Origin of the sequence: Methylomonas stagni, from assembly GCF_050154735.1 — a bacterium.
Taxonomy (GTDB): Bacteria; Pseudomonadota; Gammaproteobacteria; order Methylococcales; family Methylomonadaceae; genus Methylomonas; species Methylomonas koyamae_A.
The window spans coordinates 1-25,504 of the sequence record NZ_CP189557.1; the positions used below are offsets into that span (position 1 = coordinate 1).

General features: G+C 50.8%; 21 protein-coding genes, 2 tRNA genes, 3 rRNA genes and 1 pseudogene. 13 read left to right on the forward strand and 14 right to left on the reverse strand.

The genetic code is table 11. The features are described 5' to 3' along the window. The first annotated feature begins 368 nt into the window (after positions 1 to 368). From ACP4CD_RS00005 to grxD, 6 genes are all read left to right on the forward strand, one after another. Positions 369 to 1,902 (forward strand): 16S ribosomal RNA (locus ACP4CD_RS00005). 60 nt (positions 1,903 to 1,962) lie between these two features. After that, positions 1,963 to 2,039, forward strand: a tRNA-Ile gene (locus tag ACP4CD_RS00010). A gap of 32 nt (positions 2,040 to 2,071) precedes the next feature. Then, positions 2,072 to 2,147, forward strand: a tRNA-Ala gene (locus ACP4CD_RS00015). 292 nt (positions 2,148 to 2,439) lie between these two features. Further along, a 23S ribosomal RNA gene (locus tag ACP4CD_RS00020) occupies positions 2,440 to 5,332 on the forward strand. A gap of 225 nt (positions 5,333 to 5,557) precedes the next feature. Further along, positions 5,558 to 5,673: ribosomal RNA gene (gene rrf, locus ACP4CD_RS00025) — 5S ribosomal RNA — on the forward strand. The 16S, 23S and 5S rRNA genes sit together here with 2 tRNA genes alongside, the layout of an rRNA operon. Before the next feature lie 159 nt (positions 5,674 to 5,832). Further along, complete coding sequence (grxD, locus tag ACP4CD_RS00030) at positions 5,833 to 6,153, forward strand: Grx4 family monothiol glutaredoxin (RefSeq protein ID WP_064025918.1); 321 nt, start codon at positions 5,833 to 5,835, stop codon at positions 6,151 to 6,153. Between the two features lie 56 nt (positions 6,154 to 6,209). Here grxD and rnt read toward each other — a convergent pair. Beyond that, positions 6,210 to 6,835: pseudogene (gene rnt, locus ACP4CD_RS00035) on the reverse strand (ribonuclease T). A gap of 91 nt (positions 6,836 to 6,926) precedes the next feature. On the opposite strand from rnt, the gene ACP4CD_RS00040 reads away from it, so the two are divergent. After that, a complete protein-coding gene (locus tag ACP4CD_RS00040) occupies positions 6,927 to 7,709 on the forward strand; it encodes an MlaA family lipoprotein (RefSeq protein WP_064025922.1) in 783 nt (260 codons plus the stop codon). 48 nt (positions 7,710 to 7,757) lie between these two features. On the opposite strand, the gene mtaB is transcribed toward ACP4CD_RS00040, so the two are convergent. The 8 genes from mtaB to ACP4CD_RS00080 all read right to left on the reverse strand — a co-directional run bounded on the left by mtaB (position 7,758) and on the right by ACP4CD_RS00080 (position 15,337). Beyond that, the gene (mtaB, locus tag ACP4CD_RS00045) at positions 7,758 to 9,044 is read right to left on the reverse strand and encodes a tRNA (N(6)-L-threonylcarbamoyladenosine(37)-C(2))-methylthiotransferase MtaB (protein WP_426992830.1); all 1,287 of its coding nucleotides are present in this window, start codon (positions 9,042 to 9,044) and stop codon (positions 7,758 to 7,760) included. 75 nt (positions 9,045 to 9,119) lie between these two features. Beyond that, entirely contained in the window at positions 9,120 to 10,349 is a 1,230-nt protein-coding gene (locus ACP4CD_RS00050) for a nucleoside recognition domain-containing protein (RefSeq protein ID WP_426992831.1), read from the reverse strand. 16 nt (positions 10,350 to 10,365) lie between these two features. Continuing rightward, complete coding sequence (gene purB / locus ACP4CD_RS00055) at positions 10,366 to 11,733, reverse strand: adenylosuccinate lyase (RefSeq protein WP_426992832.1); 1,368 nt, start codon at positions 11,731 to 11,733, stop codon at positions 10,366 to 10,368. A 52-nt stretch (positions 11,734 to 11,785) separates the two neighbouring features. Next, positions 11,786 to 12,493 (reverse strand): HNH endonuclease, encoded by a 708-nt coding sequence (locus ACP4CD_RS00060; protein WP_426992833.1) that lies wholly within the window; start codon positions 12,491 to 12,493, stop codon positions 11,786 to 11,788. Position 12,494: 1 nt separating this feature from the next. Continuing rightward, on the reverse strand, positions 12,495 to 13,283 hold the full coding sequence (locus tag ACP4CD_RS00065; RefSeq protein ID WP_426992835.1) for an AAA family ATPase: 789 nt from the start codon (positions 13,281 to 13,283) through the stop codon (positions 12,495 to 12,497). Continuing rightward, the gene (locus ACP4CD_RS00070) at positions 13,223 to 13,798 is read right to left on the reverse strand and encodes an AAA family ATPase (RefSeq protein ID WP_426992837.1); all 576 of its coding nucleotides are present in this window, start codon (positions 13,796 to 13,798) and stop codon (positions 13,223 to 13,225) included. Before ACP4CD_RS00070 ends, ACP4CD_RS00065 begins: the two co-directional genes overlap by 61 nt. Further along, positions 13,788 to 14,885, reverse strand: a complete 1,098-nt coding sequence (gene mnmA / locus ACP4CD_RS00075) for a tRNA 2-thiouridine(34) synthase MnmA (protein WP_426992839.1) — start codon at positions 14,883 to 14,885, stop codon at positions 13,788 to 13,790. The genes ACP4CD_RS00070 and mnmA overlap by 11 nt, the downstream gene beginning before the upstream one ends. Next, on the reverse strand, positions 14,882 to 15,337 hold the full coding sequence (locus ACP4CD_RS00080) for an NUDIX hydrolase (protein WP_064025934.1): 456 nt from the start codon (positions 15,335 to 15,337) through the stop codon (positions 14,882 to 14,884). Before ACP4CD_RS00080 ends, mnmA begins: the two co-directional genes overlap by 4 nt. Before the next feature lie 128 nt (positions 15,338 to 15,465). Between ACP4CD_RS00080 and clpS the strand changes: the two genes are divergently transcribed. Both clpS and clpA read left to right on the forward strand, forming a co-directional pair. Beyond that, on the forward strand, positions 15,466 to 15,789 hold the full coding sequence (gene clpS / locus ACP4CD_RS00085; protein ID WP_064025936.1) for an ATP-dependent Clp protease adapter ClpS: 324 nt from the start codon (positions 15,466 to 15,468) through the stop codon (positions 15,787 to 15,789). A 9-nt stretch (positions 15,790 to 15,798) separates the two neighbouring features. Further along, positions 15,799 to 18,075: an ATP-dependent Clp protease ATP-binding subunit ClpA gene (gene clpA / locus ACP4CD_RS00090; RefSeq protein ID WP_313729665.1), complete on the forward strand. Its 2,277-nt coding sequence runs from the start codon at positions 15,799 to 15,801 to the stop codon at positions 18,073 to 18,075. Positions 18,076 to 18,103: 28 nt separating this feature from the next. Here the strand turns inward: clpA and infA are convergent, their stop codons facing one another. Together infA and ACP4CD_RS00100 are read right to left on the reverse strand one after the other, a co-directional pair. After that, a complete protein-coding gene (gene infA / locus ACP4CD_RS00095; RefSeq protein ID WP_064025941.1) occupies positions 18,104 to 18,322 on the reverse strand; it encodes a translation initiation factor IF-1 in 219 nt (72 codons plus the stop codon). 86 nt (positions 18,323 to 18,408) lie between these two features. Further along, positions 18,409 to 20,529, reverse strand: coding sequence for a RelA/SpoT family protein (locus ACP4CD_RS00100; protein ID WP_426992842.1), 2,121 nt, complete (start codon positions 20,527 to 20,529; stop codon positions 18,409 to 18,411). Positions 20,530 to 20,707: 178 nt separating this feature from the next. Here ACP4CD_RS00100 and ACP4CD_RS00105 point away from each other — a divergent pair, with 178 nt between their 5' ends. Continuing rightward, complete coding sequence (locus ACP4CD_RS00105) at positions 20,708 to 21,007, forward strand: hypothetical protein (RefSeq protein ID WP_175463788.1); 300 nt, start codon at positions 20,708 to 20,710, stop codon at positions 21,005 to 21,007. 230 nt (positions 21,008 to 21,237) lie between these two features. Here the strand turns inward: ACP4CD_RS00105 and ACP4CD_RS00110 are convergent, their stop codons facing one another. The 3 genes from ACP4CD_RS00110 to ACP4CD_RS00120 are packed head-to-tail and all read right to left on the reverse strand — an operon-like array spanning position 21,238 to position 22,405. Then, positions 21,238 to 21,597, reverse strand: coding sequence for a hypothetical protein (locus ACP4CD_RS00110; protein WP_426992844.1), 360 nt, complete (start codon positions 21,595 to 21,597; stop codon positions 21,238 to 21,240). A gap of 47 nt (positions 21,598 to 21,644) precedes the next feature. Further along, positions 21,645 to 21,893: a hypothetical protein gene (locus ACP4CD_RS00115; protein ID WP_368086622.1), complete on the reverse strand. Its 249-nt coding sequence runs from the start codon at positions 21,891 to 21,893 to the stop codon at positions 21,645 to 21,647. A 41-nt stretch (positions 21,894 to 21,934) separates the two neighbouring features. Next, complete coding sequence (locus ACP4CD_RS00120; RefSeq protein WP_157197808.1) at positions 21,935 to 22,405, reverse strand: hypothetical protein; 471 nt, start codon at positions 22,403 to 22,405, stop codon at positions 21,935 to 21,937. A 420-nt stretch (positions 22,406 to 22,825) separates the two neighbouring features. Between ACP4CD_RS00120 and ACP4CD_RS00125 the strand changes: the two genes are divergently transcribed. The 3 genes from ACP4CD_RS00125 (at position 22,826) to ACP4CD_RS00135 (ending at position 25,503) form a co-directional block, all read left to right on the forward strand. Next, a complete protein-coding gene (locus tag ACP4CD_RS00125) occupies positions 22,826 to 23,767 on the forward strand; it encodes a glycosyltransferase family 2 protein (RefSeq protein WP_426992846.1) in 942 nt (313 codons plus the stop codon). A gap of 119 nt (positions 23,768 to 23,886) precedes the next feature. Then, complete coding sequence (locus tag ACP4CD_RS00130; protein ID WP_313730262.1) at positions 23,887 to 24,546, forward strand: polysaccharide biosynthesis/export family protein; 660 nt, start codon at positions 23,887 to 23,889, stop codon at positions 24,544 to 24,546. A 282-nt stretch (positions 24,547 to 24,828) separates the two neighbouring features. Continuing rightward, positions 24,829 to 25,503 carry a polysaccharide biosynthesis/export family protein gene (locus ACP4CD_RS00135; RefSeq protein ID WP_426992848.1) on the forward strand — a complete coding sequence of 225 codons (675 nt, stop codon included), beginning with the start codon at positions 24,829 to 24,831 and terminating at the stop codon, positions 25,501 to 25,503. Position 25,504 lies beyond the last annotated feature (1 nt).

Sequence of the window (25,504 nt, forward strand, 5' to 3'; positions counted from 1 at the left end):
ATAACGCTTGACGCGAATTAGAAAACCGCTATAATGAGCGGCTCTTCGTTACTGACTGAGTTGGTAGCGAAGAGCGGCAGGATTTGCCGGGCTTGCGGTAGTGGCTGGTTTTTCGGAAGTTGTTTGTTTCTGGCTTCGAAAATAAAGTGTTGACACTTTCTGAAAGTTCTGTAGAATATGTCGGCTCAACAGGGCGAGATGCTCTGGCTCTTTAACAAGATGAATCGAAATAATTTGTGTGGGTATGTGTGGCGATACGTTTCTGTTAGAAATTATCGGCGCAGAGAATCCACGTCAATTCGCAAGAAACGACGTTCTGTAGTCGAGCCAAGATTGGATACTAATCTTATTTAGTATCAAGCATTATTAAACTGAAGAGTTTGATCATGGCTCAGATTGAACGCTGGCGGTATGCTTAACACATGCAAGTCGAACGCTGAAGGGTGCTTGCACCCGGATGAGTGGCGGACGGGTGAGTAATGCATAGGAATCTGCCTATTAGTGGGGGATAACGTGGGGAAACTCACGCTAATACCGCATACGATCTACGGATGAAAGCCGGGGACCTTCGGGCCTGGCGCTAATAGATGAGCCTATGTCGGATTAGCTAGTTGGTGGGGTAAAGGCCTACCAAGGCGACGATCCGTAGCTGGTCTGAGAGGATGATCAGCCACACTGGGACTGAGACACGGCCCAGACTCCTACGGGAGGCAGCAGTGGGGAATATTGGACAATGGGCGAAAGCCTGATCCAGCAATACCGCGTGTGTGAAGAAGGCCTGAGGGTTGTAAAGCACTTTCAATAGGAAGGAATACCTATCGGTTAATACCCGATAGACTGACATTACCTATACAAGAAGCACCGGCTAACTCCGTGCCAGCAGCCGCGGTAATACGGAGGGTGCAAGCGTTAATCGGAATTACTGGGCGTAAAGCGTGCGTAGGCGGTTTTTTAAGTCAGATGTGAAAGCCCTGGGCTTAACCTGGGAACTGCATTTGATACTGGAAGACTAGAGTTGAGTAGAGGAGAGTGGAATTTCAGGTGTAGCGGTGAAATGCGTAGAGATCTGAAGGAACACCAGTGGCGAAGGCGGCTCTCTGGACTCAAACTGACGCTGAGGTACGAAAGCGTGGGTAGCAAACAGGATTAGATACCCTGGTAGTCCACGCCGTAAACGATGTCAACTAACTGTTGGGTTCTTAAAGAACTTAGTAGTGGAGCTAACGTATTAAGTTGACCGCCTGGGGAGTACGGCCGCAAGGCTAAAACTCAAATGAATTGACGGGGGCCCGCACAAGCGGTGGAGCATGTGGTTTAATTCGATGCAACGCGAAGAACCTTACCTACCCTTGACATCCTCGGAACTTGTCAGAGATGACTTGGTGCCTTCGGGAACCGAGAGACAGGTGCTGCATGGCTGTCGTCAGCTCGTGTTGTGAAATGTTGGGTTAAGTCCCGTAACGAGCGCAACCCTTATCCTTAGTTGCCAGCGAGTCAAGTCGGGAACTCTAGGGAGACTGCCGGTGATAAACCGGAGGAAGGTGGGGACGACGTCAAGTCATCATGGCCCTTATGGGTAGGGCTACACACGTGCTACAATGGTCGGTACAGAGGGCAGCAAACTCGCGAGAGCCAGCAAATCCCAAAAAGCCGATCCTAGTCCGGATTGCAGTCTGCAACTCGACTGCATGAAGTCGGAATCGCTAGTAATCGCGGATCAGAATGCCGCGGTGAATACGTTCCCGGGCCTTGTACACACCGCCCGTCACACCATGGGAGTGGGTTGCAAAAGAAGTAGGTAGTTTAACCTTCGGGAGGGCGCTTACCACTTTGTGATTCATGACTGGGGTGAAGTCGTAACAAGGTAGCCCTAGGGGAACCTGGGGCTGGATCACCTCCTTACAAAGACAGAACACTGTCACACGTACTCACAACAAATTATTTCGATTGAAAGACGCACCTGGGTCTGTAGCTCAGTTGGTTAGAGCGCACCCCTGATAAGGGTGAGGTCGGAGGTTCAAATCCTCCCAGACCCACCAACTAACGAAAAGGCGAAAGTCTGAATCTATTCGGGGCCATAGCTCAGCTGGGAGAGCGCCTGCCTTGCACGCAGGAGGTCGGGAGTTCGATCCTCCCTGGCTCCACCATCACGTGACGTCGATCTTAAGCCAAGATATCAACATCAACGCTATACAGCTTTTCGGTTAATAACCCAAGGCTCGATAGCATTGATATTCGTATCAATACGCTCTTTAACAATATGGAAATCTGTAACCTAAGTCTTGATCGGCTAACGATCAATACTTAAAAACGAGTTGCGGGCGGTAGCCAGCGGCTTTCGAAAGAAAGCGGCCCAAAACCTCCGTAAAACGTTCTCAAGCAACATCAGCGAACATGTCAGCGACTAAAAACCTTAATACAGACGTATTCGGGTTATATGGTCAAGTGAATAAGCGCATACGGTGGATGCCTAGGCAGTAAGAGGCGATGAAAGACGTGGTAGCCTGCGAAAAGCGTCGGGGAGGTGGCAAACAACCTGTGATCCGGCGATGTCTGAATGGGGAAACCCGGCGAGGATAACCTCGTCATCTTTGAGTGAATACATAGCTCACTGAAGCGAACCCGGAGAACTGAAACATCTAAGTACCCGGAGGAAAAGAAATCAACCGAGATTCCCTAAGTAGTGGCGAGCGAACGGGGACTAGCCCTTAAGCTAGGATAAGGTTAGTGGAACGGTCTGGAAAGTCCGGCGATACAGGGTGATAGCCCCGTACACGAAAACCTTTTTCTAGTGAAATCGAGTAGGTCGGCGCACGTGAAACGTTGACTGAATATGGGGGGACCATCCTCCAAGGCTAAATACTCCTTACTGACCGATAGTGAACCAGTACCGTGAGGGAAAGGCGAAAAGAACCGCGGAGAGCGGAGTGAAATAGAACCTGAAACCGTATGCGTACAAGCAGTGGGAGCCCCTTCGTGGGGTGACTGCGTACCTTTTGTATAATGGGTCAGCGACTTACATTTTGTGGCAAGCTTAACCGAATAGGGGAGGCGTAGGGAAACCGAGTCTTAATAGGGCGTTGAGTCGCAAGGTGTAGACCCGAAACCGGGCGATCTATCCATGACCAGGTTGAAGGTGTGGTAACACACACTGGAGGACCGAACCCACTCCCGTTGAAAAGGTAGGGGATGAGTTGTGGATCGGAGTGAAAGGCTAATCAAGCTCGGAGATAGCTGGTTCTCCTCGAAAGCTATTTAGGTAGCGCCTCGTGTATCACTGCTGGGGGTAGAGCACTGTTTCGGCTAGGGGGTCATCCCGACTTACCAACCCGATGCAAACTCCGAATACCAGCAAGTGTCAGCACGGGAGACACACGGCGGGTGATAAGGTCCGTCGTGAAAAGGGAAACAGCCCAGACCGTCAGCTAAGGTCCCCAAATCTATGCTCAGTGGGAAACGATGTGGAAAGGCACAGACAGCCAGGAGGTTGGCTTAGAAGCAGCCATCCTTTAAAGAAAGCGTAATAGCTCACTGGTCGAGTCGGTCTGCGCGGAAGATTTACCGGGGCTAAGCATAGTACCGAAGCTACGGATTCACGCTTTGCGTGAGTGGTAGAGGAGCGTTCCGTACGCCTGCGAAGGTCGATTGAGAAGTCGGCTGGAGGTATCGGAAGTGCGAATGCTGACATAAGTAACGATAAAGGGGGTGAAAAACCCCTCGCCGTAAACCCAAGGTTTCCTGCGCAACGTTAATCGACGCAGGGTTAGTCGGCACCTAAGGCGAGGCCGAAAGGCGTAGTCGATGGAAAACAGGTTAATATTCCTGTACCAGTTGTAACTGCGATGGGGTGACGGAGAAGGCTATATCAGCGGTCGGTTGGAAGTGGCCGTTTAAGCGTGTAGGCAGGCATCTTAGGCAAATCCGGGATGCTATATGCTGAGGCGTGATGACGAGTGTCTCGAAAGAAACGCGAAGTGATAGATGCCCTGCTTCCAGGAAAAACCTCTAAGCTTCAGGTTACAAGTGGCCGTACCCTAAACCGACACAGGTGGGTGGGATGAAAATTCTAAGGCGCTTGAGAGAACCCAGGTGAAGGAACTAGGCAAAATGATACCGTAACTTCGGGAGAAGGTATGCCGTTGATAAGTGAAGTCCCTCGCGGATGGAGCGTAAGGCGGTTGCAAAAAATCGGTGGCTGCGACTGTTTAGCAAAAACATAGCACTCTGCAAACACGAAAGTGGACGTATAGGGTGTGACGCCTGCCCGGTGCTGGAAGGTTAATTGATGGGGTTAGCGTAAGCGAAGCTCTTGATCGAAGCCCCAGTAAACGGCGGCCGTAACTATAACGGTCCTAAGGTAGCGAAATTCCTTGTCGGGTAAGTTCCGACCTGCACGAATGGCGTAACGATGGCCACACTGTCTCCACCTGGGACTCAGTGAAATTGAAATCGCTGTGAAGATGCAGTGTACCCGCGGCTAGACGGAAAGACCCCGTGCACCTTTACTATAGCTTGACACTGGACTTTGAACCTACTTGTGTAGGATAGGTGGGAGGCTTTGAAGCAGGAACGCCAGTTCTTGTGGAGCCAACCTTGAAATACCACCCTGGTATGTTTGGAGTTCTAACCTCGATCCATTATCTGGATTAGGGACAGTGTCTGGTGGGTAGTTTGACTGGGGCGGTCTCCTCCCAAAGAGTAACGGAGGAGCACGAAGGTACCCTCAGCCTGGTCGGAAATCAGGCAATGAGTGCAAAGGCATAAGGGTGCTTGACTGCGAGACGGACAAGTCGAGCAGGTACGAAAGTAGGTCTTAGTGATCCGGTGGTTCTGTATGGAAGGGCCATCGCTCAACGGATAAAAGGTACGCCGGGGATAACAGGCTGATACCGCCCAAGAGTTCATATCGACGGCGGTGTTTGGCACCTCGATGTCGGCTCATCACATCCTGGGGCTGAAGCAGGTCCCAAGGGTATGGCTGTTCGCCATTTAAAGTGGTACGCGAGCTGGGTTCAGAACGTCGTGAGACAGTTCGGTCCCTATCTGCCGTGGGCGTTTGAGATTTGAGGGAAGCTGCTTCTAGTACGAGAGGACCGAAGTGGACGAACCTCTGGTGTTCCAGTTGTCCTGCCAAGGGCATTGCTGGGTAGCCACGTTCGGACAGGATAACCGCTGAAAGCATCTAAGCGGGAAGCCCCTCCCAAGATGAGATCTCACTGGGACTTTAAGTCCCCTGAAGGGCCGTTGGAGACGACAACGTTGATAGGCACGGTGTGGAAGTCCAGTAATGGGCGTAGCTAACGTGTACTAATTGCCCGTGAGGCTTGACCATATAACACCCAATGCGTTTGGGTAACGTCAAATGACGATCGCTGAAAACAACGCAAGAGAACGAACTCGATACAGATTTCCATGAAAAGCAGGTCAAAGGCAAAACCACGTAAGCGCGAATATCCGCACTCGCGGTGGTTAGCGTAGTAAATGCCTGAAGGCTAAGCCAAACGGCTTAACCGACCTGTTGCATGACAGTTGGTCAACAACCAACTTAACCAGTTTGCTTGGTGAACATAGCAAGCGTGAACCACCCGATCCCATCCCGAACTCGGAAGTGAAACCGCTTAGCGCCGATGATAGTGTGGCAGGTTGCCATGTGAAAGTAGGTCATCGCCAAGCGCCTATACCAAAAGCCCGCCTATTAATCTAATAAGCGGGCTTTTTTTGCGTTTGCGTAATTCGATTTTCGAATACAATTTGTTGCGTCAACAATACTATGTAATAAGCCTGTAGGTTGATAGAATTACCTAACTTAAATTGATAAGCAAGGGAGTTCCTATGAGTGTTACCGAACGAATTCAAAATCAATTGGCTAGCGATGCGGCCGTGCTTTATATGAAAGGCTCGCCAGAGTTTCCACAGTGTGGCTTTTCGAGCAAGGTTGTTCAGATTTTGGGTGCCTGCAACGCAAAATACACGTATATCAACATTTTTGAAGATCCAGAGGTTCGTGAAGGCTTGAAAGTCTATTCTAATTGGCCAACCTATCCACAACTGTACATTAAGGGCGAGCTGGTCGGTGGTTGCGACATTGTAACCGACCTTTATACGAGAGGGGAACTGACTAGCATGTTGGCTAATGCTGGTGCGGTGCAGTAGTCGAGATTTTCTAAAATCTGCCGGTTTCGGAGAAGGAATTGGCAGACTCCATCACTCTAAATCACTTCAAGTTCACTTAACCGCTTCCATCGGTTAATTATCAAGCAGAAAAGTTCGGCCGTTTGTTCGGCGTCATACAGTGCGGAATGGGCTTTTTCGTTATCCCAACTTAGTCCGGCCGCCTGTGCTATTTTTGCTAAAACGGTCTGACCATAAACCAAAGCGCCAAGCGTAGCGGTATCGAAGCTACTAAATGGGTGAAAAGGGCTACGCTTAAAATTCGTGCGCTCAATCGCGGCATTGAGAAAATTGACGTCGAAAGATGGGTTGTGGCCCACTAAAATAGCCCGCTTACATTCGTTACGTTTTACAGCGGCTTTGATCGGCGTAAACAGTTTTGTGAGCGCCTCTTTTTCGTCCACGGCCATCCGAAACGGATGATATGGGTCGATGCCGGTAAATTTGAGAGCCGCTTCATCTAATTCAGAATGCTTAAAAGGGATAATATTGCTCTGGTGTTTTTCGGTAATCCGAAGCAAACCCTGCTCATCCGGTTCTACTATGATGGCGGCAATTTCAAGTAGTGGGTTTTTTTGGGGTTGAACCCGGCGGTTTCTATGTCAACGATGACCGGCAGATAGCCGCGAAACCGATTGCCTAGCGGGTTGGTAGTAATTTCCATCGAACGTGAATGGCGAAATAAGTCTGTTGTGTGTTATGTTACGTGAGTTTTGGATAGATTTAAACAATATTCAATTAACGAGGTAAATATTATGCAAAACGGGAAAACAGTTTGGCTGGCTGCCGTGGCGCTTGCCCTGCTGAACGGATGCGCGGCTACCAATAGCAAAGATCCCAAGGATCCCTGGGAAGGATGGAATCGAAACGTCCAATCGTTTAACGATAGCGTCGACGACTACGTCATGAAACCGGTTGCTAAGGGATATCGGTGGATTACGCCGAGTTTCGTCGATCAGGGGGTGACGAATTTCTTCAGTAATATTGACGATATCGGGGTGATCGCTAACGATGCGTTACAAGGTAAGTTTTTGCAAACCGGCCAGGACAGCGCGCGGTTTCTGGTGAATACCGCGGTAGGCGTCGCCGGATTTGTCGATGTTGGAAGTATGTTGGATTTGCAGAAACATAACGAAGATTTCGATCAGACTCTTGGGGTCTGGGGCGTTCCAACAGGACCCTATGTTGTGCTGCCGTTCTTTGGTCCTAGTTCCCCGCGCGGCGTCATTGGGTTAGTGGGCGATGCGGCGATGAACCCCTTCACGTACGTTGGTTTTTATATCAATCCGAACTGGATAGGTGCCGCCGTTTCCACGGGTTCTGGGGCGTTGAAGGTTATTGATGCCCGTGCTGATTTGTTGGGGATGGAAAAAGTTGCGTCCGAAGCAGCGATTGATCGATACCAGTTTTTCAGAGATGCGTATTTCTCGAATCGGAATTATTTGATTAAAGATGGCAATGTGCCTGAAGACGATGTGCTGAAGTTTGAGGAACAAAAAGACGATGGTTTTGGTCCACTTGCTCCGAATCCTTATTGAAGTGCGTCTACAAAAGGCTGGGTGCGGCACAACGCCGTCCCTAGCCTTTCAGTTTATTTCAGTCCGAATAAAATCGGATTCAACTGTAGATAACCGAACTTTTTGAATTTGATTCTCCAACGCCGTATCGGCGTTGACATCGCAAGCTACCCGTAAGTAATTCGGCGTGTAACCGAAATAGCGGATATCGCCGTTGTCTAGCGTTTGCGTTTGACCTTCCCAAAGTACATCCGCCAGAGAGTCGATGTTTTCGATGATGAATTGCTCTTTCAGAATCGTTGCCAAATCGTGCAATTGCTTGCTACGCAGTTTTTTCAGGTCTTGGGCGACCGGGCCTGGGAAATTCGCTGCTGCCGTGCCTTCGCGGGGAGAATAACTAAAGATATGAATATGGCCGAAGCCGAGGCGCTCTATGTAGTCATAGCTTTCCTGCCATTCTTGCTCGGTTTCTCCCGGGAAGCCGACGATGATATCGGTGGTAATATTAAAGTGAGGGATCGTTGTTCTGGCCAGCTCGACAATTTGCCCAAATTCTTCAGTCTTGCAGCGCCGCGCCATGCGTTTCAGAACACTGTCGCTACCGCTTTGCAATGGCAGGTGCAGGTGCGGCATTAATCTTGGATTTTTGAATAATTCGAAGAAGCCGTCCGGTAATTCCCACGGTTCCAGGGAGCCCATGCGCAGGCGTGGAATCTGGGTTTTGTCCAGGATCTCTGTAATCAATTCGACCAGATTGCTGCCGATGTCGCTGCCGTACCCGCCAAGGTGAACCCCGGTAAGCACGGCCTCCTTGATGCCTTGTTTATGTAAGGCATTGATTTCGTCGACCACTTCTTGAATAAGTCGGCTGCGTTCTTCGCCACGGGCAACCGTAACGATGCAGAAAGTACAGTGGTAACGGCAACCATCTTGTACTTTGACAAAGGCGCGTTGCCGGCCACGGCTGAACAAGGACACTTCGCCGGGCTCAGTCGACATCGCCGGCATGCTGTCCAGATTCAATTCGGTCAGGGTTTTTTCGACCAGCTGGTTTTTGTCCTGGTTGCCTACGATTAAGTCCACGCCCATCAATTGCGCGGCTTCTGCCTCATTCAGTGTCGCATAACAACCGCTGACCACCAGTTTGGCTTGCGGATTATCCCGGTGGATGCGGCGTATCATTTGCTTGGATTTTTTCACCGCATCCTGGGTCACCGCGCAGGAATTTATGATTACCAGTTGCGCGTCGCTCAAATTGCGGGTGATACCGTGGCCTTGGGCCTGAAAGGCTTGAGCCCAGGTTTCCAGTTCGGCTTCGTTGAGGCGACAACCGAGGGTTTTTAAATGTATCTGCATGAAATATCAAAAAATGTAGGTTGGGTTAGTGAAACGTAATCCAACAAAATCAAATAAATGGCATCGAGCGTCGACCTAACCAAAAAACCAATACGTTACCAAAATCGCGGCAATCATCCCGCCGAGGTCGGCGACGATGCCGCAGGCGGCGGCGTGGCGTATCTGCTTGATGTTCACCGCGCCGAAATACACCGCCAACACATAAAACGTGGTCTCGGTACTGCCTTGCACCACCGACGCCAAGCGGCCGGCGAAGGAATCGGCGCCGTGGGTTTGCATGGTGTCTATCATCATCGCTCGCGCGCCGCTGCCGCTGAATGGCTTCATCAATGCGGTCGGCAGGCCGTCGATGAAGCGATTGTCAATGCCGGCAACATTGACCAACAGTCGGACACTATCGGTGATTAATTCCAACGCGCCACTGGCCCGGAACACCCCGAAGGCCACCAGCATCGCCACAAGATAGGGGATTATGCTGATCGCGGTTTGAAAACCGTGCTTGGCGCCTTCAACGAACAACTCGTAAGCATTCAACCCCTTGTAAGCTGCTGCGGCGATGAAGGAAATCACTAAGCCGAACAAAATCACATGGCTGACTAAGGCCGATTGTTTCAGCATCTCGGCCTGATCGAGTCCTGAGAAATAAGCCAGTATGCCGCCGACCAACAGGGTGATGCCGCCCAAGTAGGCCAGCACCACTTTATCTACTAGGTTGATCTTCTGCACGGCGGCGACCGCCAGCAAGCCGGTCAGCGTCGACATATAGGTGGCAATCAATATCGGGATGAACACGTCGGTTGGGTTCGCGGCACCGAGCTGAGCCCGGTAAGCAAAGATCGTCACCGGAAACAGCGTCACCGACGAGGTGTTAATCACTAGAAACAAAATCTGCGCGTCGCTGGCCCGCTCCGGATGGGGATTCAGGGTCTGCATTTCCTGCATCGCCTTGATGCCCATCGGCGTCGCCGCGTTGTCCAGGCCCAACATGTTGGCGGCGATGTTCATCACCATCGCGCCCAATGCCGGATGATCCTTCGGAATTTCCGGCATCAGCCGACTGAACAGTGGATTCAACGCCTTGGTCAACAAGTCGATGAAGCCGCTATGTTCGCCGATTTTCATGATGCCAAGCCACAAGGCCAGCACGCCGCTCAGCCCCAGTGAAATCTCGAACGCGGTCTTAGACAGGCTGAACATCGCAGTCATCAACTCGGAAAACACCTTGGTGTCGCCCAGCACCAGCAGTTTGAAGACTGCGGTGGCGAAGGCGCTAAGGAAGAAGAAAATCCAGATGAAGTTCAGCAACAACCTGTCCTAATGTTTAGCCGATTTTCTTGGCTAAATCAGCTGCGTAGCCGGTATAGCTGTGCGGTGTCAGCGCCAGTAATTCGGCCTTGGCAGCGGCTGGAATCTCCAGTTTCTCCACGAAAGCGCGCATGCCTTCGCCGGTAACGCGCTGGCCGCGGGTTAGTTCTTTCAATTTCTCGTAAGGTTTTTCGATGCCGTAGCGGCGCATCACGGTTTGGATAGGTTCGGCCAGCACTTCCCAGTTTTGATCCAGATCTTGATCGATTAAGGCCGGATTGATTTCCAGTTTGGAAATGCCTTTCAAGGTCGATTGGATGGCGATGCTGGTGTGGGCGATGCCGACGCCGATGTTGCGCAACACGGTCGAGTCGGTCAAATCACGCTGCCAGCGCGACACCGGCAGTTTGTCGGCCAGGAAGCCGAAGATGGCATTGGCCAGTCCCAGATTGCCTTCGGAGTTTTCGAAGTCGATAGGATTGACCTTGTGCGGCATCGTCGAGGAGCCGACTTCGCCGACCACAGTTTTTTGTTTGAAATAACCCAGCGAGATATAGCCCCAAACGTCGCGGTCGAAATCCAGCAAGATGGTGTTAAATCGCGACAGGGCGTGGAAAAACTCAGCCATGTAATCGTGAGGTTCAATCTGTATCGTGTAAGGGTTGAAGGTCAAACCCAGCGACTCGACGAAATTTTGTGCGAAAACCGCCCAATCGACGTCAGGATAGGCGACGCTATGGGCGTTGTAATTGCCGACCGCGCCGTTGATCTTGCCTAAGAGTTCGACCTTAGCGAGTTGCTGACGTTGGCGTTGCATGCGGGCGACGACGTTTGCGAATTCCTTGCCGACCGTGGTCGGGGTCGCTGGTTGGCCATGGGTACGCGACAACATCGGTTGTTCAGCGCTGTCCAGAGCCAGTTGTTTGATGGCGTCTATCGTGGCGTCGATCTCCGCCAGGATCAGGCCCCGACCTTCCTTCAGCATCAGGGCATACGATAGGTTGTTAATGTCTTCCGAGGTGCAGGCGAAGTGAATGAACTCGTTAACCGCATGCAGTTCGGCGTTGCCCTTGATCTTTTCTTTCAGGAAATACTCCACCGCCTTGACGTCGTGGTTGGTGGTTTTCTCGATGTCTTTGACGGCTTGCGCGTCGGCTTCCGAGAAATGACTGACGATGTTATTCAACACGCTATTTGCTGCGCTCGACAGCGTTGGGACTTCGCCGATTTTGGTTTCTGCTGCCAAGGCTTGCAGCCAGCGCACTTCCACTTCAACCCTATAACCGATTAAACCGTATTCGCTAAAAATGGGGCGCAAGGCATCTACTTTGTTGGCGTAGCGGCCGTCGATGGGAGAGATGGAGGTGAGTACGGAATGGCTCATGTGTGTTTCCTAATTTTCCAAAGCTAAAAATGGTTTGGCTTGGGCGGTCAGATTAAATCCGACCGCCGGGGCGTTGAATAGGTTGAGTATCGGCATCGAAACAACTTGGGCAAGTGCCGTGGAAAGCTTCGATCAAGCGGCGGCGCATGTCGGCGTCGTCTTGAAATACTGTCATCCAGACGGACCAAAAACCTGTGCTGGTGGCGGTATCGATGATTTGCTCGCGCATGACTTCCGTGGGTTGTCTTTGCAGGTTGAATTTCGCGCGTTCTGCTTTTCCCCACGCCGTGTTGCGTTCGTGCCAGCGCTCGTCGGTTCTGATATTGAATTTCGGATGCGTAGGTTCTCTGTCCAGTCCAGTTAATAGCAGCGTTTTTTCGGCAATCTTTTTTAGATCGCCGCTCAATTGGTTGGAAATTTGCGGCGCACGATCTTTCTCGTAGACGAACGGTATAAAGGTATTATCTTTATCCGGCCAGAAAAAATCATTTAGGTTGCCGCTATTAATAGATGAATCATTTTTGATGCCGTTACACAATGGGCAAGCAAGCAGGAAGTTATTCCAATCATTTTCTAATTGCGGCTCCAGGCTTTTCGGTTGAATATGTTCAACGTGGGTTTGTGGAAACTTCAATTCGCAGTATGAACAATATTTACCCAATCTATCTTTTAGAATGGGGGCCGCATTTCGGTAATTCTTAAACAGAATAACATTACCGGCTTTGTCGACTGGATTATTTCCACGAAAAACTGGCCGCATGCTATTTCGATTCGTCAGTGGGAAGGGCTGCTTCTCGTTCCATCTTTAAAAATGCCTGAAAAGCTGGATCATCACTAAATGGCATTAATAGTTCGTCGAGACGTTGTTTTAGACGTTGTTTTTCGATATCGCTTGCCGGTGGAATTTGTTTCAATACTCGGTAATATTCTTCGGCGGCATTTTCCATGGCCAAGAAACGTTGGCTTTGTTGAGGGATTTCTACGCCTTGCTGATTTTCGGCAATGTCTTCGATACTTTTGCTTTCGATAGGCAGAGGTTGGGCTTTTTCCAAATCCCATAACAAACAATCTTCACGCCCATACAACGATTGAATAATAAACGGCGAATGGCTGCTGGCGACGAATTGCACTTTGGGGAATGTATCCAATAAGCGGCCAACAACTTCCCTCTGCCATTTTGGATGCAAATGCAGGTCGATTTCATCGATCAGCACAATGCCTTCGGTTTGTTTAATGGCATCGGCTTCCAGTTGAGGATTCAGCGTAGCCATGCGGTAGGCGATGTCGGCGACCATACCTATCATGTTACGGTAACCGTCGCTGAGAAGGTGGAATGGAATTTGTTGTAGTTGTCCTTGAACCATTGTTTCAATCGTCAATTCATCCCAATCCATATCCCAAATGGCATTTTTTGCGTCTGGAATCATGTTCACAATTGCTTGGCGCACTGCTTCCAATGTATGTCTGCGTTCTTTTTTCTGTATGGCCGCTAGCTCTTGAGTTTTGAACCAAATGAAAAATCTTTTTGGTCTGATGCGGGATTTAAGCAATCTTGAAAGCCATCAAGGCGAGAAGTTGGACCTTTGGTTTTCTTTTCAGTAGCTTTTAATTGTTTCCATAAACGGCCTGTGCCGTAATAGGCAATTACAGGAAATAGCGTTTTTGGGTTGGTAACTTCGTTGATTAATTTTTCTACTATAGAAATTATTTTCTTTGCATCTTGCCGATTAGTTTTTATATCTTTATATCGAGCCCAGCTTGTTTTTATATTGTTAATTAATCCCTGGGAGTAGACCATAGTTTGATATTCGGTTTCTTTAACTGGTGTTTGGCCCATTGTTAATGTTTTATACCGTACGTCATCACGAGAAATGTGGCGTTTCTCGTTTGGTCTTAAATCAGGAATTCCTAATAAAAAACTTCCTGTCGCTATTGCTATGCTGTCAAGAATTGCTGTTTTTCCGCTACCATTGTCACCAATTAGCAAAGTGAAGCGATCAGATAGTTTTAATTCGTATTCTTTAAAACAACGGAAATTAATTAACTCAAGTTTGTTAATTTTCATTGTACTTAGCCTCAATAATTCCACCACCCAAACAAACCTCGCCCTGATAAAACACCACCGATTGCCCTGGCGTAATCGCCCGTTGTTGTTCGTCGAAGCGGACTTTGACGCGGCGGCCGCCATCTATCGGTTCGACGACACAATCTTGGTCGGGCTGACGGTAACGGGTCTTGGCGGCGCAACGCAGGGTTTCGGTCAAGGGTTTGATGCCGCACCAGTCGAGTTGGCCGGCTTCCAATATGCTGTGCAGCATCAAAGGGTGATCGTGGCCCTGGCCGACGATCAGCACATTGTTGATCAGGTCTTTTTCCAACACGAACCACGGCTCGTCCGGCGCGTCCTTAACCCCGCCTATGCCTAAGCCTTGTCGCTGGCCCAGCGTGTAATACATCAAGCCGTGATGCTTGCCTATATATTTACCTTCCGGAGTGCGCATTTCGCCGGGCTGGTGGGGCAAATAGCGTTCCAGGAATTCCCTGAATTTACGTTCGCCGATGAAGCAGATACCGGTGCTGTCTTTCTTACGGCTGTTGGCGAAGCCTGCTTTATCGGCCATCGCCCGGATTTCTGGTTTGTGCAGGTGGCCGATCGGGAACAGGGTTTGTGACAAAGCTTTCTGGCCCATTGCGTACAGGAAATAGCTTTGTTCCTTGTTGGGATCCAGGCCTTTTAATAATTGGAATTCGCCGTCTTGTTCGCGAACGCGGGCGTAATGGCCGGTGGCAATATATTCGGCACCCAGGTCTTCGATTGCGTAATCCAAAAACGCTTTGAATTTGACGTGTTTATTACAAAGAATGTCGGGATTGGGTGTGCGGCCAGCTTTGAATTCCGATAAAAAGACTTCGAAAACCTGATCCCAGTATTCGCTGGCGAAGTTGACGGTCTTCAGCTCAATGCCCAAACGGTCGCAAACCTGCTGTGCATCGGCCAAATCCTGCATCGCGGTGCAGTATTCGGTGCCGTCGTCTTCTTCCCAGTTTTTCATGAACAAACCGGTGACTTTGTGGCCTTGTTCTTGCAGCGCTAAAGCGGTAACGGAAGAGTCGACGCCGCCGGACATGCCGACGATGATGTGTTTGTTCATGGGAAATCGAGAAATGATTGCAACAGGGTCAACGGATGCCGGGTGCCTTTAAGGTATTCGTCCACGGTTTGCAGTACCAGCGGGCTGCGCAGTTGCTGTTGTCGAGCGTAAATGTCGTTGCGGCTGAGCCAGTGAGTCGCGATAATGCCGTCGTCCAGCGTTTGGTCCATGTCGTGATTGTTAACGCTACCGCTGAAGCAGAAGCGCACGAAGCTCGGTGTTTCGGGGGCTCGCCGCCAGAGTTGCACGGCGATGACGGCTTCAGGCTCGAAGCACCAGGCAGTCTCTTCCTTGACTTCTCGTTTGACGGCGTCGATCAGGTCTTCGCCGTTTTCCAGATGTCCGGCTGGTTGATTGAACGCAAGCCCGCGTGTCGTTGTCTCTTCCACCAGAAGAAAACGCTCGTCTCGCTCGATAACCGCGGCAACGGTAACGTGTGGTTTCCAGACCATCATGTTGACATTTGACGATAAAAGGCCGGCATTTTACTCGAAATGTTTTTTAACTGCGCAAAGATTGAAATTTGCTTTTGAAGACGCTATTTTTAGAAACATACGTAATACTTGTAGCACCAGAGCTTATGTCCGAATTTGAACCCTTTAGAGATAACGACGCTAACACGGCGCTACAGGAAGCCAAGCCGCGGTTGAAGCGGCCGCCCCTATACAAGGTGATTTTGTTGAACGATGATTTTACGCCGATGGATTTCGTCGTTGAAATACTGACCCATTTTTTCAACATGACCGAAGAGAAGGCGACGCAGGTCATGTTACAAGTTCATACCCAAGGTGTCGGGGTTTGCGGAACCTACACTAAAGACGTAGCCGAGACTAAAGTACATATTGTCAACGAATATTCCCGAGAGCATCATCATCCGCTGATGTGCACAATGGAAGAGGCGTAAGAGGTAGTCATGTTAAGTAAAGAACTTGAAGTAACTTTGAACTCCGCGTTTACCGTGGCGCATGCCAAGCGGCACGAATTCATCACAGTCGAGCATTTGCTGTTGGCTTTGCTGGACAACGTGACAACGATACCGATACTGATTGCCTGTGGCTGTAATGTGAATGCCCTGCGGGCTGAGTTGACTCGCTTTATCGACGAAACGATTTCGTTGATACCGGAAGGCGTTCAGCGAGAAACACAGCCAACTTTGGGATTTCAACGGGTGCTTCAACGGGCGGTTTTCCACGTTCAGGCGTCCGATAAAAAAGAAGTCACAGGCGCGAATTTATTTGTCGCGTTGTTTAGTGAGCAGGACTCGCATGCGGTGTATCTTCTGAATAAGCAGGACATTACCCGTTTGGATGTCGTCAATTATTTGGCTCACGGCGTTTCGAAGATCGAGCAGTATAAAAAGGAAAATACCGAGGAGCCGGAAGCCGAGCGTGGCAGTTCTGAAGCCATGGGAAGTCCGTTAGAAAAATATGCAACCAATCTCAATGATGAGGCGCTAAAAGGCAATATTGATCCGCTGATCGGTAGGGAGTTGGAAGTCGAGCGCACAATACAGGTGCTATGCCGTCGCCGGAAGAACAACCCGCTACTGGTTGGCGAGGCCGGTGTTGGGAAAACGGCGATTGCCGAGGGGCTCGCGAAACGTATCGTAGAGGAAAGCGTTCCCGATATTCTACTGAACAGCGTTATTTATTCATTAGACATGGGTGCTTTGGTCGCCGGTACCAAATACCGGGGGGATTTCGAAAAGCGCCTAAAATCCCTGATCAATCAGTTAAAAAAGGAACCCGATTCGATTTTGTTCATCGACGAAATACATACGATTATTGGGGCCGGATCGGCCTCCGGTGGCGTGATGGATGCATCAAATCTGATCAAGCCGGTGCTGGCCTCCGGTCAGTTGCGCTGCATCGGGTCGACTACCTATCAGGAATACCGAGGTATCTTCGAGAAGGACCACGCGCTAGCCCGACGTTTTCAAAAAATCGATGTCGTTGAACCTTCTATTGAAGATACGGTGCTGATTTTGAAAGGCTTGAAGTCGCGCTTCGAGGAACATCATGGCCTGAAATACACCCAGGAAGCATTGCGAGTCGCCGTTGAACTGTCGGCGAGGTATATTACAGATCGACACTTGCCAGACAAGGCGATCGATGTGATTGACGAAGCGGGTGCCAGGCAGCGGTTGTTCACTGGCGAGGGGCGCAAGGATACGATAGACATCCCGGAAATTGAGGAAATCGTTTCTAAAATCGCTAGAGTACCGGCCCAGTCGGTGTCGTCTAGCGACATAGAAAAACTAGCCAATCTAGAGAAGAACTTGAAGATGTTGGTCTTTGGCCAAGACGAAGCGATTTGCGAGTTGGCAACCGCGATTAAATTGTCCCGTGCTGGATTACGCGATACCAGTAAAACCATCGGCTCCTTCCTGTTCGCCGGGCCCACTGGTGTTGGTAAAACCGAGGTAACTCGACAGTTGGCGAAGGTATTGGGTATAGAGTTGATTCGTTTCGATATGTCTGAATACATGGAGCGGCATACCGTATCGAGACTGATTGGCGCGCCTCCCGGTTATGTTGGATATGATCAGGGTGGTTTGTTGACCGAAGCCGTTACCAAGCATCCCCATGCTGTGTTGTTGCTGGACGAGTTAGAAAAGGCGCACCCGGATGTCTTTAATTTGTTGCTGCAAGTGATGGATCACGGTACGTTGACCGATAATAACGGGCGTAAGGCGGATTTTCGTAACATCATAATGATTATGACCACGAATGCAGGTGCGGAGGAAGGTAGTCGGGCTTCTATCGGATTTACTCAGCAGGATCACGCTTCCGACAGCATGAAGGTGATCGAGCGCGGTTTCTCGCCGGAGTTTCGAAATCGGTTGGACGCAATTGTACAATTCAAGTCGCTGGATATGACTGTGGTTGGCAGTGTGGTCGATAAGTTCATTTTCGAGCTAGAAGCTGTTCTGGCGGATAAGAACGTCACCCTGACGCTCGAGCCTACCGCGCGAGCCTGGCTGGCGGAACGTGGCTACGATGAAAAAATGGGAGCCAGACCCATGGCCAGATTGATACAGGAAAAAATCAAGAAACCGCTTGCCGAGGATTTGTTATTTGGTCGCTTAGCCAACGGTGGGCATGTGCGTATCTATGTTGAGAATGAAGCTTTGGCGTTTGCGATTGAGGGCAAACAGATGATGGTTTCGGAGCTGAATCAGGTGTTATAAAGACAGAGCAATCGCTGACCCTAACGGGTTAGCGATTGCGGAACGTGATGCGTCCCTTAGTCAGGTCGTACGGAGTCATCTCAACACGAACTTTATCGCCGGTTAGGATCCGAATATAGTGCTTGCGCATCTTGCCGGAAATGTGTGCGGTAACGATGTGTCCGTTTTCCAGCTCGACTCGAAACATCGTATTCGGTAGAGTATCGATAACCTTACCTTCCATTTCGATTTGATCTTCTTTCGCCATAGTAAAAGCCCTTAAATTAAAACGCCTATGTTAGCACGGTGAGAGGTGCTGTGGCTAACGATAAGACGTTTAAGGGTTTCAGTACTTCAAACCTTGCGTTTGACTTCGACAATGTTGGGCAGATGACTGATTCGAGCCAATATCGAACTCAGTTGCGCGGTATTTTCGATCTGAATCGACATTTGCAGAATTGCCGACAAATCATCGTGAGTCTTTAACGATGCGTTACTGATGTGGGCTTTCGAAGCAGTCAATATTTGCGAAACGTCACCCAGCAAATTTGGTGCGTTATAAGCGTGAATCAGGATTGGCACGTTATGGTGAATCTTGTGGTGACCACTCCAATCCGCTTTAATCACATGCAATTGTTGTTCCGGCGTCAAGTGGCGAATGTTTTCGCAATCGCTTCGATGAACCGTGATTCCGCGTTTATGGGAAATATAGCCGACGATTTCATCGCCTTTTACTGGCGAGCAGCATTGAGCCAGCGTGGTTACGACATTGTCGATGTCTTCAACGATCACGGCAGCTTGTGGAGCACTTTGGGTTGAGGCAAGCTTTATCGGTATCGGTTCCAGCTCAGGAATTTTCAATGCGCCGGCCAATTGCCGATTGTTGATGTCGCCGCGGCCGAGTGCTTCATATAAATGCTCGGCATCCGGCGTCTTGAAGTGCTTAATCAATTCGTCGATATCGATCGCTTTAATGCCCAGTCGCTTGCTTTCCTTTTCCAGAACCTGTTTTCCAGACGCGATATTCGCCGCTTGTTGTTGGTGTTTGAACCAACTCTTGACCTTGCTGATCGCCCTTGGCGTTTTTAGATAACCAAGATTCGGATTTAGCCAATTGTGGTTGGGGTTGCCGTTTTTGACTGTGATGATTTCGACCTGTTCGCCGGATTGCAGCTTATAAGTCAATGGCTTGATCTGACCGTTGATCTTGGCGCCGCGACAGCCGTGACCCACTTCGGTATGAATCGCGTAAGCAAAATCCAGGGGCGTAGCGCCCCTGATCAAGTCGATCAATTTACCGGCTGGCGTTAAAACAAATACTCGGTCGGAAAACAATTCCGTATGAAAGTTTTCCAGGAGATTGCCGTTGTCTTTGTCTTCCAGCAACTGACGAAGTGATGCAATGTTCTTCTCGGTGGCTGCGTTAAATTTGCTGCCTTCCTTGTAACGCCAATGCGCGGCAACCCCTAGTTCGGCGAATTCGTGCATGGCTTGGGTACGGATTTGAATTTCGATCCGATTGCCGGCTTCGTCCAAAACCACGGTATGTAGTGATTGGTAGCCGTTCTCTTTTGGATTGGCGATGTAATCGTCAAATTCCTTGGGAATGTGGCGCCAGTGGCTGTGTGCCACACCCAGCACAGTATAACAGCTGGGTAAAGTGTCCACGATGACGCGGACCGCCAGCAAATCGTAAAGATCGTCGACGGCCAACTGCTTGCGGCGCATTTTGTGCCAGATACTGTAGATATGTTTTGGTCGCCCGTAAATTTTTGCGGCGATTCCCTCCCGGTCCAATGTCTGGCGCAACATTGCCAGAAACGCTTCGATGCAGGCCTCGCGTTCCTCGCGCTTGCTCGCGAGAGATTCGGTAATTGCACGATATTGTTCCGGTTCCAAATAACGAAATGCCAGATCTTCGAGCTCCCACTTGAATTGGCTAATGCCTAAACGATTGGCGAGTGGTGCGTAGATGTCCAGGGATTCCCGCGAGATGAAATGGCGGATTTCCGTTTGTTCGCGGAATAAGTTGCGCAGGCGTTGAATGCGATAGGCCAGCTTGATTAATACCGCCCTGACGTCGTGGGTCATTGCCAACAGCATGCGGCGCAGCGTTTCGGTCTGATTCGGCTCGTTCGCCATGTCCGGGCTGTATATGCTGACGTTATTCAGCCAATGCACGTCTTTAACCAAGTCTGCAACGACGTCGCCGAAGCGTCGGCGCAACTCGGTATCACTCAATAGGCCGGTAAGGCGAGAATCGCTGAGAACCGCCGCCAGAATGGTTTCAAGATCGATATGTACCGAAGTCAGAATCGCCGCGACATCGATACCTTTCGGGCGTGGAGGCAAGGCGTCAGCGGGAGTTGCCATGCCCAATTCGTCGACCAGGTTGAGTGCGTCGGCAATACGGAGGCGATCATCGCCTGTAAAATCAGGGAACAGAGATAGCGCCAGCTCTGTGTGTTCGCTCATATTCAATTGGAAAAGGATTTATGAAGTCGAATCAGCCCGGAACCCTAGTGCCGAAAGCTATCGTTCAGCGAGTGGGCGGAGGCGGCGGCGATCCAGGTGGCGGGGGTGGAATATTGACGGCCCGCGTGATGGGAGGTTGGCCGAAGTTGTCACGGAATTCGCCAGAGACTGGGACTCTATGTCCTTTGGCATACATGCATTGGATATAGGCCATATCATAGTAATGTTGTGTTGCGTATATCGATTGTTCGGCGGTCGTGCTTCCAACTATGCTCCCGACTGCCAAGCCCGTCCCGGCACCTATCGCCGCGCCGCCGCCTCCAGCTATCGCCGCGCCGGCCGCCGCGCCCACGGCCGTACCGATCGCGGCACTGGCTGCGCCGCTTTCGGTTGCGGCTTGAGTTGCCGTGGTCCCACCGATTTGAATGTAAGCGTATTGGCGACAATCTGCATCATCGTCGCGGAACTGTTCGAATGATAGGCTGGTGCCTGGTAGAGCCATTACACTCGGAATCGTAGGTAGGTTGACACAACCGCTAAAGGTAAGCATCACGAGTATCGGGCAAATCTTAGCCATGGTTTGCAAATTCGATTCGGGATGACGGTTTTCGTTATTTCGCATATGGGCCGCAAGTTGACCGGTGCTGTTTCTGCCGTCCTGCTTGCAGGCTAGTATGTGTTGTGGGGAACGGTACATTGCGGTCGTCCTCAGCGAGGTGGTGTCGGTTCCACCTGTTGCCAGCCTCCGGGGCATTCCTTGATATAAGGATAATAGCCTTCCGGGTTGTGGCAATAGTACCAGTAACCGGCTGGATACCGGGGCGCATAGGGTTGTGAGCGCTCGATATATACGGGTGGTGTCTGTGGGACAGAGATAATTGCTGGTGGATAATAGTAAGGGTCGGGGTAACGGTAATAGGGGAAGGGGTATACGGGGCCGCCAAAGTAAAACCCAAAACTGGAATGGCCGTGCGGATGCCAGCCGCCTCTGCCATGAGTCCAGCCGATTTGATGAAAGGCAAAGCCGACGACAACGAACGACAGCGTCAGTAAGGTTCGAAATTTCATCAATTGCACCTGTTAAATGTAGGAGGACGCTCGGCTGGGGTGGGTCTTTAGCGTTGCCGCCAATGCCCGGCGCGGCCTTGCCAACGCGGCCCCGCAGGTTCCCGGCGATGGGGTTGCCACTCGAAACCAGCTCGTGGGGCTTGCCAATATTCGGGGCGCCAAATATACCCGGTACCAACCCAATCCCAATAGCCGTTTATCCAAAAGTGGTCAAAACCCGGTGCAAGTCCTGCCGCCTCGACTCTGGTGGGAGGCGGGGCTAGTGGCGCCGCGGATGAGGGATAGGCACTTTCCATCTCCCAAATACCGGTAAGGATTTCGGTTAGCGGCAACTCACTCAATCCTTAATTTTTTCTGTGATTTCACCGTTATCGGTACCAGCAACGTGCCAGAGAGTTCCGCCGACATCGACATGAATTTCGTATTCCTCGCCGATGCCGTTAGGATTGACGATGAGTTCGGCCTTTTTAATCTGGCCTCCCGGAAATTGCTCGGTCAGTGCCTTTTTCAACTCAGGCGGGAGGCCTTCGCTGGGCGCCTCTAATGCCATCTTATTCGTGAACAGGGCGCCATTGTTACGAAACAGCTCCATTTTAGTGTCGCCTTCCGCAGTTTTATAGCTGATGGCAAGCAATTGGTTTTTGAAATGGATTTCATTGCCGGTGGCTTTTAATTCCTCGGCTTGTGGGTGCCGTTTCAGAACATTGGTCCGGACCTTGTCTGGTACGGTTATGGTTTCCGTTGCGGAAGTGTTGGTGATCCACATTGTTAGCGCGGCAACGATGAGGGGTGCTACAAGTTGGTGCATGTGTGCTCCTGTGGTGATTGTTTGTGTCCGGACATTTTAAATGCCAATCGTTTAATACGCGACTTTTGACGGTCAGACATCTCGCGCCGCATTGCGTTCCTCCTGTCTACGATATTCACTTCAAGCGCTCGGTAACCCGTGGTTTTGGAAGCAGTGCAGCCGGGATTGTTCGTTCAAGCCTGGAGAACTTTTATAGGTGGCTTTGTTTTTGCTAAAGAAACTACCAAGGCGGTATTGTGTGATTCAGTTAAATAACATAGTTAAAAGTCGCGGCTTCGTTTGAATACCTAGTTAGACTGTTAACTCGTGTTCAGGGTGAGGCTGGCGGGAGATGCCGGCATTAGAGCAATTTCAGGCTCAATTTAAGGCCGCCTAACACCGTCGAAACCTTATGTTACCTAAGACCGTAGGAGTTAGCAGATGAATACTGATTTGGTACGAACTGCAGTCATCGTTCCCGTTTGGAATGCCAGTCAGCACTTGGATCGGCTGTTGCCGGCGCTGGCGAATCAGTCGTTACAACCCGATGAATGGTTGGTTATAGATAGCCACTCGACGGACGACACCGTTCAACGTTTTGTGGCGGCGGGAGCCAGGGTTGAAACGATTCCGCCGGGAACATTTAATCATGGCGGGACTCGGCGTTGGGCCAGCCAGCAGGTGTCCGCCGACATACTGATCTTTATGACGCAGGACGCGATCTTGGCCGATACGGAAAGTTTGCGTAAGTTGCGCGATGCGGTGTTGTTGGATGTCAATGTCGGCGTGGCATACGGGCGGCAGTTGCCGCGCCCGGAAGCCGATATTCACGAAGCGCACGCCCGTTATTTTAACTACCCCTCGCGGAGCCGAACCAAGGTACTTTCCGATTCCGCCAGCTTAGGTCTCAAGACTTGTTTCAGCTCCGACTCGTTCGCGGCGTACAGACGCACGGCCCTTGAGGCGGTCGGCGGATTTCCGATCGACGTGATCGGTAGCGAAGACGCCTATGTTGCCGCTAAAATGCTGCTGGCGGGCTGGAGCGTCCGTTATGAAGCCGACGCTCTCGTTGTTCATTCGCACAGTTATTCTCTTTGGCAAGAATTTCGGCGTTATTTCGATATCGGCGTGTTTTACGGGCAGGAAGACTGGATTGAACGCCAATTCGGCAGAGCACGCGGGGAAGGGCGGCGTTTTGTCATTTCAGAAGTTAAGCACATCATTCAGTTGGGACAAACTTGGCGAATACCCGAATGCATTTTGCGTTCCGCGCTAAAATTGTTGGGGTATCGGCTAGGTTGGATACACAAGGCCTTGCCGCTGGCCCTGAAGCGGCGCATCAGCATGTTTCCTCGTTATTGGGAGTCTCTGGATCTATCATGACTTTTGAAAACCGCTACGGACGGGTACGGCGGCATTTTCCGGTTCTTGCATATCTTCTAACTCTGGGATTGGTTGCTTGCGGTTCGCCTGCTAAAGTCGGTTTACCTGATGAGGAAGCAATGGCGGAACGGGATTTGCGAAGGATCGATCTTAGTGAATTGCCGGTTCCGGTTACCAGGATCGTAAGCGGGGACACCCTACGTGTCCTCAGGCAGTCTCCAACGCCGATTTCAAAAAGCGAACCAACGATGTTCCTCGTGCGTCCGGACGGTAAGTTTGCTTACCCGAATGTGGGTTTAGTCCAAGCGGTGGGCCGAACCCCCGAGCAGGTTGCCAACGAAATTACCGAAAAACTAAGCGGAATTTATCGTTATCCATTGGTGGCGGTCAACATTGCTAACGGGTCGGGCAATCGGGTGTTTGTCGGTGGGGCCGTCGCCAAACCCACCAATATTGACGTCAGCGCGCCCACGAGTTTGGAACAAGCAATACTGGACGCCGGCGGATTGCAAGCGGCGGCGGATGGTGAACACGTCGCATTGCTCAGGATAGGCGAGGACAATCTTTACCAAGTTTACTTTATTGACTACGCTCGGTTGCTGGACGACCCCTCCAGGCAACGGCGTTTATTGTTGCAGCGCGGCGACGTCGTGTTCGCACCGAAATCCGATTTGGGCAACGCGATAGAAGTGGTGGATTTGTATTTCAGACAATTGATTCCGTTTAGCAAGTCCGTCGGCCTCGGGCTGAGTTACTTCAGTTACGGCTACATCCAATAGGCCGCGAATTTTAAAATGAGCACAATTCACGGAAACCGATACCGTTCCATCCAAATCGCCTGGTTGGACGCCAGCCGACCGACCTTAGCCGGCATTGGCGGATCGAGGCGGCGGACTTCGATCTGTGTGGGCGAGAAGGCATTCGAGCAGTTGTTGATCCCACTATTTCCGAAAACCTTACTCCTTGCGCTTTGCCTAAGCGGTATGGGTTTGACTGCTTGTAGTTCACCCAGCCAAATACCACTGCCCGAAGAAATAGCTTCGGATGCCATGGAATTGCAAGTGGCTGATATCAGAGATTTACCCGAATCGGAAACCCACGTCATGGCCGGAGACGTGTTGCAAATCGTCCGGGACATTGCGCCAAGGGTCGAGCCTGAAGAAAATACCCGCTTCCAAGTCCGCCCGGACGGTGGATTTTCCTATCTGGACGCCGGTACCATAGTAGCCGTTGGCCGTACTCCGGAACAAATTGCCGACGATATTTCCAGCAGGCTTGCCAAAATTTATCGTTATCCCAAGGTTACCGTGAACATCATGAGCGCGCCGGGAAACCGGGTACAAGTCGGTGGGGCGGTGCAGAATCCGGTATCGATCGACATTACGACGCCAACCAGCCTCGACCAAGCCATTGTCGGTGCCGGCGGACTACTTTCTACGGCCGATGCTAGTCACGTCGCATTGTTGCGGCTCGACGCAACGAATCGATACAAAGCGTACTTTACCGATTTCGGTCAGCTTTTGGAAATTCAGGCCCAGCGTCGTCCGTTGATGTTAAAACGCGGCGACATTGTGTTCGTGCCCAAATCCGCGTTGGGCAATGCCATCGAAGTCGTGGATTTGTACATGAATCAGTTACTGCCCTTCACCAAATCCATCGGGTTGGGCGCCAGCTACAGTTGGACGCCGGCCAACAACAACACGACAAACGCCGTTAACAATTCCAATGGAAATTAAT

What these genes read in the sequence shown, in the direction of transcription:
- ACP4CD_RS00100 (WP_426992842.1), bottom strand. Translation starts at nt 20,529, where the DNA reads ATGAGCGAACACACAGAGCTGGCGCTATCTCTGTTCCCTGATTTTACA.
- ACP4CD_RS00130 (WP_313730262.1), top strand. Translation starts at nt 23,887, where the DNA reads ATGGCGGAACGGGATTTGCGAAGGATCGATCTTAGTGAATTGCCGGTT.
- ACP4CD_RS00105 (WP_175463788.1), top strand. Translation starts at nt 20,708, where the DNA reads ATGTCCTTTGGCATACATGCATTGGATATAGGCCATATCATAGTAATG.
- mtaB (WP_426992830.1), bottom strand. Translation starts at nt 9,044, where the DNA reads ATGCAGATACATTTAAAAACCCTCGGTTGTCGCCTCAACGAAGCCGAA.
- grxD (WP_064025918.1), top strand. Translation starts at nt 5,833, where the DNA reads ATGAGTGTTACCGAACGAATTCAAAATCAATTGGCTAGCGATGCGGCC.
- purB (WP_426992832.1), bottom strand. Translation starts at nt 11,733, where the DNA reads ATGAGCCATTCCGTACTCACCTCCATCTCTCCCATCGACGGCCGCTAC.
- ACP4CD_RS00060 (WP_426992833.1), bottom strand. Translation starts at nt 12,493, where the DNA reads ATGCGGCCAGTTTTTCGTGGAAATAATCCAGTCGACAAAGCCGGTAAT.
- clpS (WP_064025936.1), top strand. Translation starts at nt 15,466, where the DNA reads ATGTCCGAATTTGAACCCTTTAGAGATAACGACGCTAACACGGCGCTA.
- ACP4CD_RS00080 (WP_064025934.1), bottom strand. Translation starts at nt 15,337, where the DNA reads ATGGTCTGGAAACCACACGTTACCGTTGCCGCGGTTATCGAGCGAGAC.
- infA (WP_064025941.1), bottom strand. Translation starts at nt 18,322, where the DNA reads ATGGCGAAAGAAGATCAAATCGAAATGGAAGGTAAGGTTATCGATACT.
- ACP4CD_RS00070 (WP_426992837.1), bottom strand. Translation starts at nt 13,798, where the DNA reads ATGAAAATTAACAAACTTGAGTTAATTAATTTCCGTTGTTTTAAAGAA.
- ACP4CD_RS00120 (WP_157197808.1), bottom strand. Translation starts at nt 22,405, where the DNA reads ATGCACCAACTTGTAGCACCCCTCATCGTTGCCGCGCTAACAATGTGG.
- ACP4CD_RS00110 (WP_426992844.1), bottom strand. Translation starts at nt 21,597, where the DNA reads ATGAAATTTCGAACCTTACTGACGCTGTCGTTCGTTGTCGTCGGCTTT.
- ACP4CD_RS00115 (WP_368086622.1), bottom strand. Translation starts at nt 21,893, where the DNA reads ATGGAAAGTGCCTATCCCTCATCCGCGGCGCCACTAGCCCCGCCTCCC.
- ACP4CD_RS00125 (WP_426992846.1), top strand. Translation starts at nt 22,826, where the DNA reads ATGAATACTGATTTGGTACGAACTGCAGTCATCGTTCCCGTTTGGAAT.
- ACP4CD_RS00040 (WP_064025922.1), top strand. Translation starts at nt 6,927, where the DNA reads ATGCAAAACGGGAAAACAGTTTGGCTGGCTGCCGTGGCGCTTGCCCTG.
- mnmA (WP_426992839.1), bottom strand. Translation starts at nt 14,885, where the DNA reads ATGAACAAACACATCATCGTCGGCATGTCCGGCGGCGTCGACTCTTCC.
- clpA (WP_313729665.1), top strand. Translation starts at nt 15,799, where the DNA reads ATGTTAAGTAAAGAACTTGAAGTAACTTTGAACTCCGCGTTTACCGTG.